This window comes from Paracoccus aerius, assembly GCF_014656455.1.
Taxonomy (GTDB): Bacteria; Pseudomonadota; Alphaproteobacteria; order Rhodobacterales; family Rhodobacteraceae; genus Paracoccus; species Paracoccus aerius.
Genome location: NZ_BNCL01000003.1, coordinates 68,589 through 85,211 on the forward strand (window position 1 = coordinate 68,589; position 16,623 = coordinate 85,211).

General features: G+C 65.2%; 16 protein-coding genes. 14 read left to right on the forward strand and 2 right to left on the reverse strand.

The window, feature by feature from the left end; genetic code table 11:
• Positions 1 to 8: 8 nt before the first annotated feature.
• The 7 genes from cls (at position 9) to IE224_RS04540 (ending at position 6,711) form a co-directional block, all read left to right on the forward strand.
• Positions 9 to 1,436, forward strand: a complete 1,428-nt coding sequence (gene cls / locus IE224_RS04510) for a cardiolipin synthase (RefSeq protein ID WP_191308391.1) — start codon at positions 9 to 11, stop codon at positions 1,434 to 1,436.
• 6 nt (positions 1,437 to 1,442) lie between these two features.
• Positions 1,443 to 1,721 carry a 4a-hydroxytetrahydrobiopterin dehydratase gene (locus IE224_RS04515; protein WP_191308393.1) on the forward strand — a complete coding sequence of 93 codons (279 nt, stop codon included), beginning with the start codon at positions 1,443 to 1,445 and terminating at the stop codon, positions 1,719 to 1,721.
• A gap of 63 nt (positions 1,722 to 1,784) precedes the next feature.
• On the forward strand, positions 1,785 to 2,552 hold the full coding sequence (locus IE224_RS04520; protein ID WP_202380105.1) for a DUF6478 family protein: 768 nt from the start codon (positions 1,785 to 1,787) through the stop codon (positions 2,550 to 2,552).
• Positions 2,553 to 2,563: 11 nt separating this feature from the next.
• The gene (locus IE224_RS04525; protein WP_167621146.1) at positions 2,564 to 2,929 is read left to right on the forward strand and encodes a hypothetical protein; all 366 of its coding nucleotides are present in this window, start codon (positions 2,564 to 2,566) and stop codon (positions 2,927 to 2,929) included.
• A gap of 87 nt (positions 2,930 to 3,016) precedes the next feature.
• Positions 3,017 to 4,117 (forward strand): carboxynorspermidine decarboxylase, encoded by a 1,101-nt coding sequence (nspC, locus tag IE224_RS04530; RefSeq protein ID WP_191308397.1) that lies wholly within the window; start codon positions 3,017 to 3,019, stop codon positions 4,115 to 4,117.
• A 35-nt stretch (positions 4,118 to 4,152) separates the two neighbouring features.
• A complete protein-coding gene (locus IE224_RS04535; protein ID WP_191308399.1) occupies positions 4,153 to 5,379 on the forward strand; it encodes a saccharopine dehydrogenase family protein in 1,227 nt (408 codons plus the stop codon).
• Between the two features lie 90 nt (positions 5,380 to 5,469).
• Positions 5,470 to 6,711 carry an AI-2E family transporter gene (locus IE224_RS04540; protein WP_191308401.1) on the forward strand — a complete coding sequence of 414 codons (1,242 nt, stop codon included), beginning with the start codon at positions 5,470 to 5,472 and terminating at the stop codon, positions 6,709 to 6,711.
• A 47-nt stretch (positions 6,712 to 6,758) separates the two neighbouring features.
• On the opposite strand, the gene IE224_RS04545 is transcribed toward IE224_RS04540, so the two are convergent.
• Positions 6,759 to 7,148, reverse strand: a complete 390-nt coding sequence (locus tag IE224_RS04545; protein WP_167621150.1) for a pore-forming ESAT-6 family protein — start codon at positions 7,146 to 7,148, stop codon at positions 6,759 to 6,761.
• Positions 7,149 to 7,412: 264 nt separating this feature from the next.
• Here IE224_RS04545 and IE224_RS04550 point away from each other — a divergent pair, with 264 nt between their 5' ends.
• Both IE224_RS04550 and IE224_RS04555 read left to right on the forward strand, forming a co-directional pair.
• Entirely contained in the window at positions 7,413 to 9,572 is a 2,160-nt protein-coding gene (locus IE224_RS04550) for a malate synthase G (protein WP_191308403.1), read from the forward strand.
• 66 nt (positions 9,573 to 9,638) lie between these two features.
• The gene (locus IE224_RS04555; RefSeq protein ID WP_191308405.1) at positions 9,639 to 10,064 is read left to right on the forward strand and encodes a GFA family protein; all 426 of its coding nucleotides are present in this window, start codon (positions 9,639 to 9,641) and stop codon (positions 10,062 to 10,064) included.
• A 7-nt stretch (positions 10,065 to 10,071) separates the two neighbouring features.
• Here the strand turns inward: IE224_RS04555 and IE224_RS04560 are convergent, their stop codons facing one another.
• Positions 10,072 to 11,397: an MFS transporter gene (locus IE224_RS04560; protein ID WP_167621153.1), complete on the reverse strand. Its 1,326-nt coding sequence runs from the start codon at positions 11,395 to 11,397 to the stop codon at positions 10,072 to 10,074.
• A gap of 226 nt (positions 11,398 to 11,623) precedes the next feature.
• On the opposite strand from IE224_RS04560, the gene cyoA reads away from it, so the two are divergent.
• Genes cyoA through IE224_RS04585 form a run of 5 tightly spaced genes read left to right on the forward strand, consistent with a single transcriptional unit; the run spans position 11,624 to position 16,544 of the window.
• Positions 11,624 to 12,814 (forward strand): ubiquinol oxidase subunit II, encoded by a 1,191-nt coding sequence (gene cyoA, locus IE224_RS04565; RefSeq protein WP_167621154.1) that lies wholly within the window; start codon positions 11,624 to 11,626, stop codon positions 12,812 to 12,814.
• Positions 12,815 to 12,823: 9 nt separating this feature from the next.
• Entirely contained in the window at positions 12,824 to 14,830 is a 2,007-nt protein-coding gene (gene cyoB / locus IE224_RS04570; protein WP_191308407.1) for a cytochrome o ubiquinol oxidase subunit I, read from the forward strand.
• 3 nt (positions 14,831 to 14,833) lie between these two features.
• On the forward strand, positions 14,834 to 15,451 hold the full coding sequence (gene cyoC / locus IE224_RS04575; protein ID WP_167621156.1) for a cytochrome o ubiquinol oxidase subunit III: 618 nt from the start codon (positions 14,834 to 14,836) through the stop codon (positions 15,449 to 15,451).
• Entirely contained in the window at positions 15,451 to 15,867 is a 417-nt protein-coding gene (locus IE224_RS04580; RefSeq protein WP_191308410.1) for a cytochrome o ubiquinol oxidase subunit IV, read from the forward strand. Before cyoC ends, IE224_RS04580 begins: the two co-directional genes overlap by 1 nt.
• On the forward strand, positions 15,864 to 16,544 hold the full coding sequence (locus IE224_RS04585; RefSeq protein WP_202380106.1) for an SURF1 family protein: 681 nt from the start codon (positions 15,864 to 15,866) through the stop codon (positions 16,542 to 16,544). The genes IE224_RS04580 and IE224_RS04585 overlap by 4 nt, the downstream gene beginning before the upstream one ends.
• Positions 16,545 to 16,623 lie beyond the last annotated feature (79 nt).

Here is a 16,623-nt window from a genome sequence, read left to right on the forward strand (position 1 = left end):
TGCGCGGCATGTGGGCCTCATTCCTCGTCATGTTGCATACGACGGTCACGCTGGCCCTTATCGCGCGGGTCCTGATCCGCCCGCGGCTGGATCCGTCTGTCCGCCTGGCCTGGATCATGGTCATCGAGGCGCTGCCCGTCGTGGGCATCCTGTCCTATATCCTGTTCGGCGAGGTTCGCATGAACCAGGCCGAGGTTCAGCGCATGGCCGACGTGCGCGACCGGCTGACCAACCTGCGCATCCCCAATCACGCCGTCATCGCCGAGCCGCCGCATTACGCGCTGCCGGTGGTCGCGGCCAATGCGGCGGTAGGGGGCATGTCGGCCTTGTCGGGCAACCGCATCCACCTGCTGGAGGAAAGCGACGAGGCCATTGACCGGCTGATCGACGCCATCGACCGGGCCGTGGGCCACGTCCATATCCTGTTCTACATCTGGCTGCCCGACCATTCCGGCCAGAAGGTGGCCGAGGCCGTGGCCCGCGCCGCCAGCCGGGGCGTCGAATGCCGGGTGATCGTGGATGCGCTTGGATCGCGCCTGCTGGTGCGTTCGCCCCTTTGGGCGCAGATGCAGGAAGCGGGCGCGGAATGCGTCACCGCATTCCCCTGGGGCCTGCCCTTCATCAGCGTCTTGTTCCGCAGGCTGGATCTGCGCAACCACCGCAAGATCCTGGTGGTCGACAACCGCGTCGCCTTTTCCGGCAGCCGCAACTGCGCGGACATGGCCTTCGCCATCAAGCCGCGCTTTGCCCCCTGGGTCGATATCCTGATGTCGGTCGAGGGGCCGGTCGTGCGGCAGTTCCAGTCGGTCTTCCTGGGCGACTGGATGAGCTATACCGGCAAGGACCTGGGCTACATGCTGCAGCCCGTGGAACCGGTGGCCGATCCGGGCGACATCGCCCAGGTCATACCCACCGGGCCGGATCGGCGGCAGGGCTCCATCTCGGACTGCCTGTCCGGGATGCTTCATGCGGCGCGCGACCGGGTGGTGATCACGACGCCATACTACGTGCCCGACACCGCCCTGGACGCAGCCGTCCGCGCCGCCGCCCGGCGGGGGGTCGAGGTGACGATGATCCTGCCGGCGCGCAACGATTCCATCGTGGTGGGCGCGACCAGCCAGGGGTTCTATTATGGCCTTCTGGCGGCGGGGGCGCGGATCCTGCTGTTCCAGGACGGCTTGCTGCATTCCAAGATCATGACCGTGGACGGCCGGATGGGCATGGTCGGCAGCGCCAACCTGGACCGCCGCAGCTTCGAGTTGAACTACGAGGTCAACATGGCCGTCTTTGACCGCGACTTCATCGAGGAACTGGACGCGCGGCAGGAAAGCTATGCCGAACGCGCGCGCGAGATTACCCTGGAGGAGGTCCGCGACTGGTCGATCCTGCGCCGGTTGCGCAACAACCTGCTGGCCCTGGCGTCGCCATTGCTGTGAGGGGACATGGAAAGCCAAGATATCGCTGAACGGCTGGCGGGCCTGGATGGCTGGACCCTGACCCCAGAGGGCAAGGCGATCACCCGCCACTTCGCGTTCAAAGGTTTTGCCAAGGCGGTCGAGATGGCGAACCTGGTGGCCTGGCTGGGCAACAAGCGCGGCCATCACCCCGACGTGGCCTTCGGCTGGGGCTATTGCCAGGTCACCTTCACCACCCATGATGCGGGCGGGCTGACGGACGCGGATTTCACTGCCGCGGCGCATCTGGACGCCCTGCTGCGCTGAGGCTTGTTCGCGCCCAGGTTGCAGTTTATCCACGGGGGACAAGGACAAGGTGCCCTCATGGTCATGCGGCTGCTTGACATCTTCGGTCTGGATCGGCGGCGCCCGGATTGGGTCCGTCTGGCCGAGCGGCTGGACCGCAGGCCGAAGCCTGTGGACCCCGACCTGCGCGAGGAAGCGCAGCGCCTGCATCGCCACCTGTCGCGCTTCCTGCAGATCTCGGACCCTTGGATGCTGCGCAAGACCGGTGTTGCCGAGGATGACCTGCCGCCCGGCACCGACTGGCATTGGCGGCCCCGGCTGCTGTGCGGGCAGGTCAGCCCCAGGGCCGTTGTCGCGCCGGAAAACGGCCACCGCCTGGGCGAGGATGCGGCCCTGTGGCACGACTGCCCCTATAACGCGCTGATCCTGCGCCAGTCTGCACGGCCACGCCCCGGACAGGCTGCCTGCTATGCCCTGCAGGTCGAGATGATGGGCAATTCCTGCGGCTTCCTGTCTTTGGCCCTGGACCTGCCCGGCAACGCCCTGGGCGGGCTGGGGCCGGAACGCGTGCTGCAACTGGACACGGTGATGGACGCGGAACGAGCCATCACCATCTATGCCCGGATCAACCTGGTCCAAGGCCCTAATACCGAGACCATGCTGCGCCAGTTGGGCCACCCGGCGGAAGGAAGGGGCGCGCGCCGGCGGGTCGAGTTCGACCTTGCCTATGCCGACCTTGCCAACCGGCCCATCGAACGCGCCTGGCTGGACCTGATCTTCGAATCGCCCCGCCTGAACGCGGTCACCATCAACGACGTGCTGGTGTCGCATCACCCGCGCGCCCAGGCCTGAAGGGACAAGCCATGACGTTCGAGGATCACGGCTTGTCCGCGGGCTGCTGGACCGGGGCCTTGCAGTCCGACGACCCGCCTGCGGCGCTGTGCCTGGTCCATCGGGGCAAGGCGGTGGCGCAGGCAAGGCTGCGCGAGGCCGGGCCGGGCACCTGGTCCGTGGCCGTGGATCTGCCGGGATCGGTGATCGACCGGGGGGTGCATGGGTTGCTGCTGGTGGCGGGCGATCCTGACAAGGTCGGATCGCAGGTGCTGGCCAGCCTGACCCTTGTCGCGGGCACCGTCGCGGGCGAGGAGCTGCTGGCCGAGGTCGCGCAGCTTCGGGCGGAACTTGACCTGGTGAAGCGCGAATTCCGGCGGTTCGCCTCGGGCGGCTGAGGGCTGTCACGCCCCTGACACCGTTCCTTGCGAAAAGCACGGGCCGTGGCTATATCGGCGCTTTCGCTTTCAGCCCAAAGGTTTCGCATGGCCGGGATGCAGACGCCCTTCTACCTGATCGACAAATCCGCGTTGCGTCGCAACATGGAACAGGTCGCGCGCCTGCGCGAGGCGTCCGGGGCCAAGGCGCTGCTGGCGCTGAAATGCTTTGCGACCTGGTCGGTCTTCGACCTGATGCGCGACTACATGGACGGAACCACCTCGTCGTCCTTGTTCGAACTGCGCCTTGGGCACGAGACCTTTGGCAAGGAAACCCACGCCTATTCCGTCGCCTGGGCCGATCACGAGATCGACGAGGCGGTGTCCTATTCCGACAAGATCATCTTCAACAGCCTGTCGCAGCTTGACCGCTTTGCCGACCGCGCCAAGGGCGTGACAACCGGCCTGCGCCTAAACCCGCGCTTTTCCACCAGCGGCTTCGACCTGGCCGACCCGGCGCGGCCCTTCAGCCGCCTGGGCGAATGGGATCTGTCGCGGCTGGAACAGGCGATGGACCGCATCAGCGGCGTGATGATCCATTACAATTGCGAAAACCGCGACTTCGACCTGTTCGACAGCCAGCTGACCCGGATCGAGACCGAATTCGGCGAGATCCTGAAGCGGCTGGACTGGGTCAGCCTTGGCGGCGGCATCCATTTCACCGGCGAGGGCTATCCGGTCGAGCGTCTGGCGGACCGGCTGAAGGCCTTCCAGGACCGTTTCGGCGTCCAGGCCTATCTTGAACCGGGCGAGGCCAGCATCACCGGCACCACCACGTTGGAGGTCAGCGTGCTGGACATCATCGACAACGGCAAGAAGGTCGCGATCGTCGACAGCAGCATCGAGGCGCATATGCTGGATCTGCTGATCTATCGCGAAACCGCCAAGCTGCCGCAGTCGGGTACCCACGAATACCAGGTCGCGGGCAAGACCTGCCTTGCGGGCGACATCTTCGGCGACGGGCGCTTCGACAAGCCCCTGGCCGTCGGCGACCGGATCAGCATCGCGGACGCGGCGGGCTATACCATGGTCAAGAAGAACTGGTTCAACGGCGTGGCCATGCCCGCCATCGCCATCAGGGAAGAGGACGGCAGCGTCCGCAGCGTCCGCAGCTTTCCCTACGAAGACTACAAGTCCAGCCTGTCCTAAGGCGCCCTCTCTGCAACCCCGGAAAGGATCCAGAATTGGCCAAGAAGAACGTCCTCATCATCGGCGCGGGTGGCGTCGCGCAAGTCGTGGCGCACAAGGTTGCGCAATGGGCCGCGGAATTTGGCGAGTTGCACATCGCCAACCGCACGCAGTCCAAGGCTGACGCGATCATCCAGACCCTGCGCGACAAGGGCCACCAGATGCCCTTCGCCAGCCACGCGCTGGACGCGATGGATGCGGGCGCGGTCGAGGGGCTGATCCGCCAGGTGGATGCGGGCATCGTCATCAATGTGGGGACGGCCTTCATCAACATGACCGTTCTGGAAGGCTGCATCCGCGCGGGCGCAGCCTATATCGACACGGCCATCCACGAGGATCCGGCCAAAGTCTGCGAAACGCCGCCCTGGTATGGCAACTATGAATGGAAGCGTCGCGATGATGTGGCGGCGGCCGGAATCACCGCGATCCTGGGCGCGGGCTTCGATCCGGGCGTGGTCAACGCCTATGCCCGACTGGCCGAGGACGAATATTTCGACAAGATCGACAGCATCGACATCGTGGACATCAACGCCGGTTCCCACGGCCGCTGGTTCGCCACGAACTTCGACCCCGAGATCAACTTCCGCGAATTCACCGGCACGGTCTATTCCTGGCAGGGCGGCGAATGGCGCACGAACAAGATGTTCGAGGTCGGGCGCGAATGGGATCTGCCCGTCGTGGGCAAGCAGAAGGCATACCTGTCCGGCCATGACGAGGTCCACAGCCTGTCAGCCCGCTACAAGGACGCCGATGTGCGCTTCTGGATGGGCTTTGGCGACCACTACATCAACGTCTTCACCGTGCTGCAGAACCTGGGCCTTCTGTCCGAACAGCCGGTGAAAACCGCCGAGGGGCAAGAGGTCGTGCCCTTGAAGGTCGTCAAGGCCGTGCTGCCAGATCCGGCCAGCCTTGCCCCCGATTACCAGGGCAAGACCTGCATCGGCGATCTGGTCAAGGGCAGCCTGAACGGCAAGCCGGGCGAGGTCTTCATCTACAACGTCGCCGACCACAAGGAAGCCTTCAACGAAGTCGGCAGCCAGGGCATCAGCTATACCGCAGGCGTGCCTCCGGTCGCGGCGGCGGTGCTGGTCGCGCGCGGCACCTGGGATGTGAAGCGAATGGCCAATGTCGAGGATCTGCCCGCCCGGCCCTTCCTGGAACTTCTTGGGGACATGGGCCTGCCTACTCGCGTGATCGACGCGACGGGTGACCACCCCCTGTAATCGGGCCCTTTACGGGTTGACGCTGGCGGCGGTCCGGAACATCGGGCCGCCGTTCGCGTTCGGTGCTGGCGTTGATGCAGGGGGGACGCCGTGGCCGAAAAATACAGCTTTCCGCGCTTTCGAACCGAAAGCAGCGGCAGAAGCGAACGTGCAGCCAACTGGGCCGTCATCGGCATCTTCCTGATCCTTGGCTTTGCAGCCATTGCCGCCGGGCGCGATTTCCTGATGCCGGTCACGCTGGCGGCCTTGCTGTTCTTCGTCTTCACGCCCCTGCGCCGCCTTGCACGCCGGCGCGGCATCCCGGACGCGCTGACCGCGACGGGAATCACGCTGGGGCTTGTCGTGACGGTGGTTCTGATTGGCCTGGCCGCCAGTGGCCCGATCAGCCGGGCGGCCGAGAACCTGCCCACCATCAAGATCCGCCTGGAACAGAAGTTCAGCGACATCCGCGAATCCTTCGAAGAGCTTCAGCAGGCCGCGCAAGAGATCGAGCAGGTCCAGGCCAGCGACGACCCCGAACAGCAGGAACCCATCAAGGTCGAGCAGGTCAGCGAAAGTCCCCTCACCTCGTTGATGAAGTTCACGCCTGCCATCGCCGGGCAGGTGGTCTTCACGCTGTTCCTGCTGTTCTTCATGCTGGCGTCGGGCGACCTTCTGTATCTCAAGATCGTGCAAAGCTTCGACACCATGGCCGAAAAGCGAAGCGCCTATCTGGCCCTGCGCCAGATCGAGGATTCGCTGGGCAACTACCTTGGCGCGATCACCATCATCAATGCGGGGCTGGGGCTGGCGGTCGGGCTTGCCATGTTCGCCTGGGGAATGCCCGGCGCGGTGCTGTTCGGCCTGGGCGCCTTTATCCTGAACTTCATCCCCTATCTGGGCGCGATTGTGGGGGTCATCTCCTCGGCCCTGGTCGCGCTTGTCGTGATGCCGGGGCTGTTCTGGCCGCTGATGGTGGCGGGCAGCTATCTTCTGCTGACCTCGCTGGAAGGGCAGATCATCACGCCCTATTTCGTGTCGCGCCGGCTGCAGATGAACGCGGTGGTGGTGTTTCTGGCCGTGGCGCTTTGGGCATGGCTGTGGTCGGTGATCGGCATGATCATCGCCGTGCCGGTGCTGGTGGTGATGCGCGTCTTGGCCGACTATGTCCCCGGTTGGGAAAAGTTCGGCAATTTCCTGGCGGGCGAGGATCCCCCCACGCTCGAGGACGAGGACGAGGAAGAAGCCCGCGAGATTGTCGAGGCGGGCAGCGTGGCCGAGGACGAGGCCGCAGCCCGCGAAGTGACGGCCGAGATCGTCGAGGACGAGGTTGCGGGAAGCGGCAAGACATGAAAAGGGCCGCCACGCGGGCGGCCCTTCCGATTGGTCAGACGGGTCCGTCAGCCGGGCAGTTGCGCGGCGACCTGATTGACGGCCGCCTCGATCTGCTTGCACTGCGCGTCGACGGTCGTGTTCTGGTTGGCGGCGGCATTGGCCAGCGTCACCTCGGTCTCGCCAATGGACACGGTGCCGGCGGCACCCTTCGCCTCGGCCTGGTCGCCTGCGGCGGTGTCGCCCGCGGGCAGCATTCCCACCATCTTTTCCTGGGCGGCAACGGCTTCGGTCCCGGTATGGCCCTGGTCCGCGCAATATTTCAGGATGCCCAGCTGGTTGCGCGCGGCCTCGTAGGCCAGCGACGGGTCGATCGGTTCGGCCGCCGGGGCCGTCTGCGCGAAAGCCGCCGGGGCGGCCAGAACCAGCCCGAGGGCGAAAGCGGTATTGCGGAACATCTGAACTCCTTCATGTCCGTCCTAGGATGCGCCGCCGGACGGCGCGCAGGACAACGGGCTTGGCGGGCGGGGGTTGCAGAGGCGTCTGCAAACCGCAGGATCCTGCTAGAAACTGCCAAGCCGGACGGTTGGAATCCGCCTATCCGGCTTTTTCCGGAATGCAGAAAAACTTTTCACCATATCTTGGAAAATGCAGGGGCTTGACGTAAACCGATTCAAAGTGCGCGATGGTATACCGTCGCCCCAGTCGAAAGGAGCAGCCGCATGAGCCAGACCCGCTATGTCCCCAAACACGGCCTAGAGGTGGCCGAGGAACTTGCAGCCTTTGTCGAAGGCCAGGTGCTGCCGGGAACGGGCATCGATGCCGACCGCTTCTGGTCGGGCTATGGGGAACTGCTGCGCGACTTCGGGGCCGAAAACCGCGCGCTGCTGGATCGACGGGCCGAATTGCAGGGCCGGATCGACGCCTGGCACAAGGCCCGGGGAAACCAGCCTTGGGATATCACCGCCTATCGCGCCTTCCTGACCGAGATCGGCTACCTGGTCCCCGAACCCACGCCCTTTGCCGTCGACAACGGCCAGATCGACCCGGAAATTGCCCAGGTCGCCGGGCCGCAGCTTGTGGTGCCGGTCAGCAATGCCCGCTTCGCGCTGAACGCCGCCAATGCCCGCTGGGGATCGCTGTATGACGCGCTGTACGGGTCCGACGTGCTGGGGCCGCCGCCGCCCGCGGGCAGCATCGACCCCGCGCGCCGCGAGGCCGTGGTGGCTCGCGCCGCGCAGTTCCTGGACGAGACCTTTCCCCTGACCAGCGGCAGCCATGCCGAGGTGTCGGCCTATGATGCCGATGCCGAGGGGCTGAAGGCTACCGTCGCAGGCTCGGTCGTGACGCTGCGCGATCCCGCGGCCTATGTCGGGCGCCGGACCGAGGGCGGCGATACCGGGCTGGTGCTGCGTCACAACGGGCTTCATGTCGAACTGGTCGTCAATCCCGGCCACCCGATCGGCGCGGCGTCGGCGTCCGGCCTGCGCGACGTGGTCGTGGAAGCCGCCCTCAGCGCGATCCAGGATTGCGAGGACAGCGTCGCCGCCGTCGATGCCGAGGACAAGGTCGCCGTTTACGCCAACTGGCTGGGGCTGATGAAGGGCGATCTGGCCGACAGCTTCGAAAAGGGCGGCAAGACCATGACCCGCCGCCTGGCCGGCGACCGGCAGGTGACCCGCCCCGACGGCCGCACCCTTGTCCTTCAGGGCCGGGCGCTGCTGCTGGTGCGCAACGTGGGCCTGCTGATGACCACCGATGCCGTGCGCCTGGACGGACAGGACACGCCCGAGGGGCTGATGGATGCGATGGTCACGACTGCCTGCGCGATCCACGACATCAGAAAGACCGAAGGCCCGCGGAACAGCCGCGCCGGCGCGATCTATGTGGTGAAGCCCAAGATGCATGGCCCGGACGAGGCCGCATTCGCCGATCGCAGTTTTACCAAGGTGGAACAGATCCTGGGCCTGCCCGCCAACACCGTGAAGCTGGGCCTCATGGACGAGGAACGCCGCACAAGCGCGAACCTTGCCGCATCCATCCACGCGATCCGCAACCGGGTGTTCTTCATCAACACCGGCTTCCTGGACCGCACGGGGGACGAGATCCACACCTCGATGCAGGCCGGCGCCTTTGCGGGGCGGGATGCGACGCGCCGGTCCGGCTGGCTGAAGGCCTATGAGGACCGCAACGTGCTGATCGGCCTGAACTGCGGGCTGCGCGGCCGCGCGCAGATCGGCAAGGGCATGTGGGCCAAGCCCGACGCCCTGGCCGAGATGCTGGGCGCCAAGATCGCCCATCCGCAATCGGGCGCCAACACCGCCTGGGTCCCCAGCCCCACGGCGGCCACGCTGCACGCGCTGCATTACCACATGGTCGATGTGGCAGCCCGGCAGGACGAATTGCAGGGCCAGCCCGTGCCCGACCTGGATGCGCTGCTGACCCCCGCCCTGATGGGGGACACGCCCCTGCCGCAGGACCAGATCCTGCGCGAGTTGGACAACAGCGCCCAGGGGATCCTGGGATACGTGGTCCGCTGGGTGGACCAGGGCGTCGGCTGTTCCAAGGTGCCCGACATCGACGACGTGCCGATGATGGAAGACCGCGCCACCTGCCGCATCAGCGCGCAGCTTCTGGCAAACTGGCTGGAACAGCGCCTGATCACCCGCGACCAGGTCGAGGATGCGCTGCGCCGCATGGCGTTGAAGGTGGACGAACAGAACGCAGGCGATCCGAACTATGTCCCCATGGCCCCCGGCTTCGACGGTCCCGCCTTCGAGGCCGCGCGCGACCTGGTGCTGACGGGCACGACCCAGCCCTCCGGTTACACGGAACCCGAGCTGCACGCACGGCGCAGGCAAGCCAAGGCGCTGCGGGGCTGAGAACCGGCAAAGGGCTTGCCGCCGCCGCGGGCGGCAAGCTAACCTCCGCATGATTGCGGGGTGCGGATGTCCGACAACAGAAATCAGATCGATGCCGCCTGCCATTGCGGCACGGTCCGGTTCAGGGTGCGGCTGACGGACGGCTTCAACACCGTCCGCAGATGCACTTGTTCCTATTGCCGGATGCGCGGCGCGGTTGCCGTATCCGCCCAGCTTGGCGACATCGAGTTTGTCGGGGGGCGGGACAACCTGACGCTTTATACCTTCAACACGGGCTCGGCGAAGCATTACTTCTGCAAGACCTGCGGGATCTATACCCACCATCAGCGCCGGTCGAACCCCGAACAGTTCGGCGTGAACGTGGCCTGCCTCGACGGCGTCAGTCCCTTCGATTTCCCCGAGGTTCCCGTTCTGGACGGCGTATCCCATCCCAAAGACACGGATGCCGGGCCAAGGCTTTCAGGGATCCTGCGCTTTGACCCGGCATCGTGAAGCGGCCTTACCCCTGCTTCTGGAACTCCATCTGCCGGGCCAGCCACAGCGCCACGGCCGTGGCGGCAGCACCCGACAGCAGGTAAAGCCCCGCCGCGAACAGGCCCAGCGTCGTTGACAGGAACAGCGCAGTCAGCGGCGCAAGCCCTGCCCCGAACAGCCAGCCAAGCGCCGAGGCAAAAGCGGAATCCGTGTAACGGTTACGGCTGTTGAACATCGACGCCACCGCGCCCGACGACAGGCCGAAGCTGATGCCCAGGATCATGAAGCCCCCGATCAGATAGGCCGACACGCCGGTCTTGCCCGCGCTCAGCAGCAGGGGCGCCATCAGGCTGAAGACGCCGATGCCAAGCGCGCCCCACAGCAGCACGCGCCGCCGCCCGAACCAGTCGGACAGATAGCCCGACAGCAGGACCGAACCCAGGCCGAAGGCCGCGGCAAGCGCCAGCATGTTCAGGAAGAAGGTCAGCGTCTCGTCCGTGTAAAGGTAAACCCAGGACAGCGGGAAGACCGTGACCATGTGGAACATCGCAAAGCTTGCCAGCGGCACGAAGGATGCAAGCCAGATCGCGCGCCAGTCCGACCGGAAGGCGGTGCGGATGCGGGTCGGCTGCAACTCTCGCGTCTCGAACGCCTCCTGGAACTCGGGCGAGGCGATGATGCGAAGACGGGCGAACAGCGCCACGACGTTGACCGAGAAGGCCACGAAGAAGGGATAGCGCCAGCCCCAGTCCAGGAAATCCTCGGCCGAAAGGTTGGATACCAGATAGGAAAACAGCAGTGCCGCAACGATCAGCCCGATGGGCGCGCCAAGCTGCGGCACCATCGCATAGAAGCCGCGCTTCTTCCTGGGCGCGCTTAGCGCCAGAAGCGAGGAAAGCCCGTCCCAGCTTCCGCCGATGGCAAGGCCCTGGCCGATCCGCAGCACCGCCATGATGATGATCGCCCATTCGCCCAGCACCGCATAGGACGGCACCAGCCCCATCGCCACGGTCGAGGTGCCCAGCAGGAACAGCGCCAGCGTCAGCTTGGTCACGCGGCCATGCTTGCGGTCGATGCGCATGAAGATCGCCGTGCCGACAGGCCGGGCGACAAAGGCCAGCAGAACCAGCCCGAAGGACAGAAGCGTGCCCGTCAGCGGGTCCACGAAGGGAAACAGCCGCGCGGGAAACACGATCACCGAGGCGATGGCGAAGACAAAGAAGTCGAAGAACTCGGACGTGCGCCCGATCACCACGCCGACCGCGATGTCCGAGGGCGAGACATGGATATCGTCTGCATCCTTGCCGGGGCTTGGACCTTGCTGGGCAGATGTTTCGGCAGATGTCACCATTGCGTGCACCACTCCGGATGGGGCCAGAAGGCATGAAGGGCAATAGGCGCGACGTCCCGAAGGATTCGCGCGGTCATTGGCAGACATGATACAAACGAAGCGGGATTAATACGCGACAAATTGTCTTATGTTTGACATGGGTCATGGCATCTATCTGAACGTCAATCTCAAGGCGTCGCCGTCTGAACAGCTGCGTAAGTCTCGCGGCCAACGGGGTCATCACCACATGAAACACCCTTTCAAACATCTTCTCTGGCTTGCGCCCATCATGCTGCTTGCGGGCTGCGAGGCGGTCGTGCTGCGGCCTTCGGGCGACATCGCGGCGCGGCAGGCGAACCTGCTGGTGCAGTCCACGCTGCTGATGCTGATCATCATCATCCCGGTCATGGCGCTGACGGTGTGGTTTGCCTGGCGCTATCGCGCGACGAACAAGCAGGCCAGCTATGACCCCGACTGGGACCATTCGACCAAGCTGGAACTGGTGATCTGGGCCATCCCCCTGCTGATCATCGTCTGCCTGGGCGCGCTGACCTGGGTCGGCACGCATCTGCTGGATCCCTATCGCCCGCTGGACCGCATCAGCGCCGAGAAGCCCATCGAGGATGAACAGCCGCTGCAGGTCCAGGTCGTCGCGATGGATTGGAAATGGCTGTTCATCTATCCCGAACAGGGCATCGCCTCGGTCAACGAATTGGCCGTGCCGGTGGATCGCCCGGTCGAGTTCACGCTGACCTCGACCTCGGTCATGAACGCCTTCTACATCCCGGCGATGGCGGGGATGATCTATGCCATGCCGGGGATGCAGACCACGCTGAACGGCGTCTTCAACCATCCCGGCGAATACCAGGGCCTGGCGTCGCATTATTCGGGCCACGGCTTTTCAGGCATGCGCTTCAAGGCCCATGCGCTTGACGGCGCCGGCTTTGACACATGGGTCGCCGAAGCGGCCGACAGCGGCGAGGCATTGGACCGCGCCCGCTATCTGGAACTTGAAAAGCCCAGCGAGAATGTGGCGCCCCAGGCCTTTGCCCAGGTCGATCCGCAACTGTTCAGCCGCGTGGTGAACATGTGCGTCGAGGAGGGCCGCATGTGCATGGCCGAGATGATGGCCTATGACGCCCAGGGCGGGCTGGGCCTGCCGGGCATCGCCAACGTGGCGGCGCTCACCGATCCCGGCCGCGGCACGCCGCGCCCCATCTTGGGCCTGCCGCCCTTCCAGGTCACCGGCATCTGCACGGTCGAGGAATTGAACGAGATGCTGGCAAGTGCCGATCAGGCCGAACGTCCCGCGCGGCGCGACCTGACGCCCATGCGCGGGCAGGGGCTCGAGGCGCCGCAGGGCATCCTGGGCCGCAACCTGATCCCGAACCGACTGACACAGTCCACGCCGCCCTCCGGCGCCGACCAGAACCTGTAGAGGCCGAAGATGGCTGTACCCTCCGACATCCAAACCACCTTCCTGCTGGGCCGCCTGGACTGGAACGCGATCCCGCAGGATCCGATCGTCTGGGCCACCGGCGTGGTCGTCGCCATCGGCGGCGCCGGGCTGTTGTGGATGCTGCACAAGTATCGCCTGTGGTCATACCTGTGGCACGAATGGTTCACGACGGTCGATCACAAGAAGATCGGCATCATGTATGTCGTGCTGGCCCTGGTCATGTTCGTGCGCGGCTTCGCCGACGCGATCATGATGCGGCTTCAGCAGGCGATCGCCTTTGGCGGGTCCGAGGGTTACCTGAACTCGCACCACTACGACCAGATCTTCTCGGCCCACGGGGTCATCATGATCTTCTTCGTGGCGATGCCCTTCGTCACGGGCCTGATGAACTATGTCGTGCCGCTGCAGATCGGCGCGCGGGACGTGTCCTTCCCGTTCCTGAACAACCTGTCCTTCTGGATGACGGTCGGCGGCGCCGTCCTGGTCATGATGTCGCTGTTCGTGGGCGAATTCGCGCAGACCGGCTGGCTGGCCTTCCCGCCGCTGTCGGGGATCGGCTACAGCCCCTATGTCGGCGTTGATTACTACATCTGGGGCCTTCAGGTCGCGGGGGTCGGGACCACGCTGTCGGGCATCAACCTGCTGGTGACGATCATCAAGATGCGCGCGCCCGGCATGACCATGATGCGGATGCCGATCTTCACCTGGACCTCGCTTTGCACGAACATCCTGATCGTGGCGTCCTTCCCGGTGCTGACCGCGACGCTGGTCCTGCTGACGCTGGACCGTTACGTGGGCACCAACTTCTTCACGAACGATCTTGGCGGCAACGCCATGATGTATGTGAACCTGATCTGGATCTGGGGCCACCCCGAGGTCTATATCCTGATCCTGCCCCTGTTCGGCGTCTATTCCGAAGTGGTGGCGACCTTCACCGGCAAGCGGCTGTTCGGATACACCTCGATGGTCTATGCGACGGTCTGCATCACCATCCTGTCCTATCTGGTCTGGCTGCACCACTTCTTCACGATGGGGTCGGGGGCGTCCGTGAACTCGTTCTTCGGGATCACCACCATGATCATCTCGGTCCCGACGGGCGCCAAGATCTTCAACTGGCTGTTCACCATGTATCGCAGCCGCATCCGGTTCGAACTGCCGATGATGTGGACCATCGCCTTCATGCTGACCTTCGTGATCGGCGGCATGACGGGCGTGCTGCTGGCCGTGCCGCCCGCAGACTTCGTGCTGCACAACTCGCTGTTCCTGGTGGCGCATTTCCACAACGTCATCATCGGCGGCGTGCTGTTCGGCCTGTTCGCGGCGGTCTATTACTGGTGGCCCAAGGCCTTCGGCTTCCGGCTGGATCCCTGGTGGGGCAAGGTCAGCTTCTGGTTCTGGGTCGTGGGCTTCTGGACGGCCTTCGCGCCGCTCTACATCCTGGGGCTGATGGGCGTGACGCGGCGGGTGCGGGTCTTCGACGATCCCAGCCTGCAGATCTGGTTCGTCATCGCGGCCTTTGGCGCCGTCCTGATCGCCATCGGCATCGCCGCCATGTTCATCCAGTTCGGCGTGTCCATCGCGCGCCGCGACCAGTTGCGCGACGAGACGGGCGATCCCTGGGACGGGCGCACGCTGGAATGGGCAACGTCCTCGCCCCCTCCGGCCTACAACTTCGCCTTCACGCCGGTCAGCCACGGGCTGGACACCTGGTGGGACATGAAGCGTTACGGCCAGACCCGGCCGCGCGCCGCCTATGTCCCCATCCACATGCCTCGGAACACCGGGACGGGCGTCATCATCGCGGGCCTGTCCACGATCTGCGGCTTTGCCTTGGTCTGGTATATCTGGTGGCTGGCGGCCCTGGCCTTCGCGGGCATCGTGGTCGCCTCGATCCTGCATACCTTCAACTATGCCCGCGACTACCACATCCCGGCCGAGGAGGTCCGCGCGACGGAAGACGCGCGCGACCGCCAGCTGGCAAGCGCAGGGGTCTGATCCATGAGCACAGCCACTCAAACAGCCCCCGGCGATTTCTGGGAAGTCGAGCCGCACCACCACCACGAGGGCGCGTCCACAAGCATCGGCTTCTGGATCTACCTGATGAGCGACTGCCTGATGTTCGCGGTCCTCTTCGCGGTCTTCGGCGTCCTTGGCGGCAGCTATGCTGCCGGTCCGGGGCCAAAGGATCTGTTCGACCTGGAACTGGTGGCGCTGAACACGGCCTTTCTGCTGCTGTCCTCGATCACCTATGGCTTTGCCATGCTGGCGATGGTCAAGGAAAACACCCGTGGCACGCTGATGTGGCTGGGGATCACGCTGGTCTTCGGTCTGCTGTTCTTGGCCGTCGAGATCTATGAGTTCCAGCACCTGATCCACCTGGGCGCGGGGCCGCAGCGGTCGGCCTTCCTGTCGGCCTTTTTCGCGCTTGTGGGAACCCACGGGCTGCACGTGGCCTTTGGCTGCCTGTGGCTGGTCACGCTGATGATCCAGATCCGTCAGCGCGGGCTGATCCCGGCCAACCGCCGCCGGCTGGCCTGCCTGTCGATGTTCTGGCACTTCCTGGACGTGATCTGGATCGGCGTCTTCACCTTCGTTTATCTGCTGGGGATGATCTGATGACCTCGATTGAAGCCCAGGGCGACAAGCATCGCGCCGAACGCCAGGCCGAGGCGCATGGCGACCAACATGACGACGGCCACGACCACGGCAGCGTCCGGTCATACCTGACCGGGTTCATCCTGTCGGTGATCCTGACCGCGATCCCCTTTGCCATCGTGATGGCGGGCGGCTTCGAAAGCCGCTTCCTGACCGCCGTCGTGGTGGTGGGCATGGCGATAGTGCAGATCCTGGTCCACATGGTCTATTTCCTGCACATGAACACGCGCAGCGACGAAGGCTGGACCATGATGGCGCTGATCTTCACCGTCGTGATCCTGGTGATCGTGCTGTCCGGGTCGCTGTGGGTCATGTACAACATGAACACCAACATGATGCCCCAGATGAACCACGAGGCCTTGGGCCTGGGATCGTGACCGCCCGCCGCCCCATAGCCCTGCTGGTCGCGGCGGGGATCGTCTTCCTGGTCCTAATGGGCCTGGGCGTCTGGCAGGTGCAGCGGCTGGCCTGGAAGACCGACCTGATCACCCGCGTGGACGCGCGGGTGGCGGCGGACCCGGTCCCCGCGCCCCCGCCTGCCGAATGGGCGGGGCTGACGGCCGAGAATGCCGAATACCGCCGCGTCAGCGTCGGGGGCGAATACCGGCCCGACAGCGACGTGCTGGTGCAGGCGGTGACGGAACGGGGGGCGGGCTTCTGGGTCATGACCCCGCTTGTCACCGAAGACGGCTGGACTGTTCTGGTCAACCGGGGCTTCGTCGCCGCAGACCGCCGCGACGACCGACCCTTGCCGCAGGGACCGCAGGCTGTGACAGGGCTGTTACGCCTGTCCCAGCCCGACGGCGCCTTCCTGCGCGCCAACGACCCGGATGCGGGCCGCTGGTATTCCCGAGACACCCAGGCGATTGCCGCGACGCTGGGCCTGCCCGATGTCGCGCCCTATTTCATCGACGCCGACCGCGCGGGCGATGCCCAACCCATCGGCGGGCTGACCGTTATCGCCTTCCGCAATTCCCACCTGACCTATGCGCTGACCTGGTTCGCGATGGCCGGCGGGCTGCTGGTCCTGGTCGCCTACGCCCTGCGCCGCTAGAGGTTTTCAGACCAAAGTGGCAGGGAAAATCCAGCATTAGCACTGGATCGCGATCCCACGCAGTTGCACAGTAGGCAAG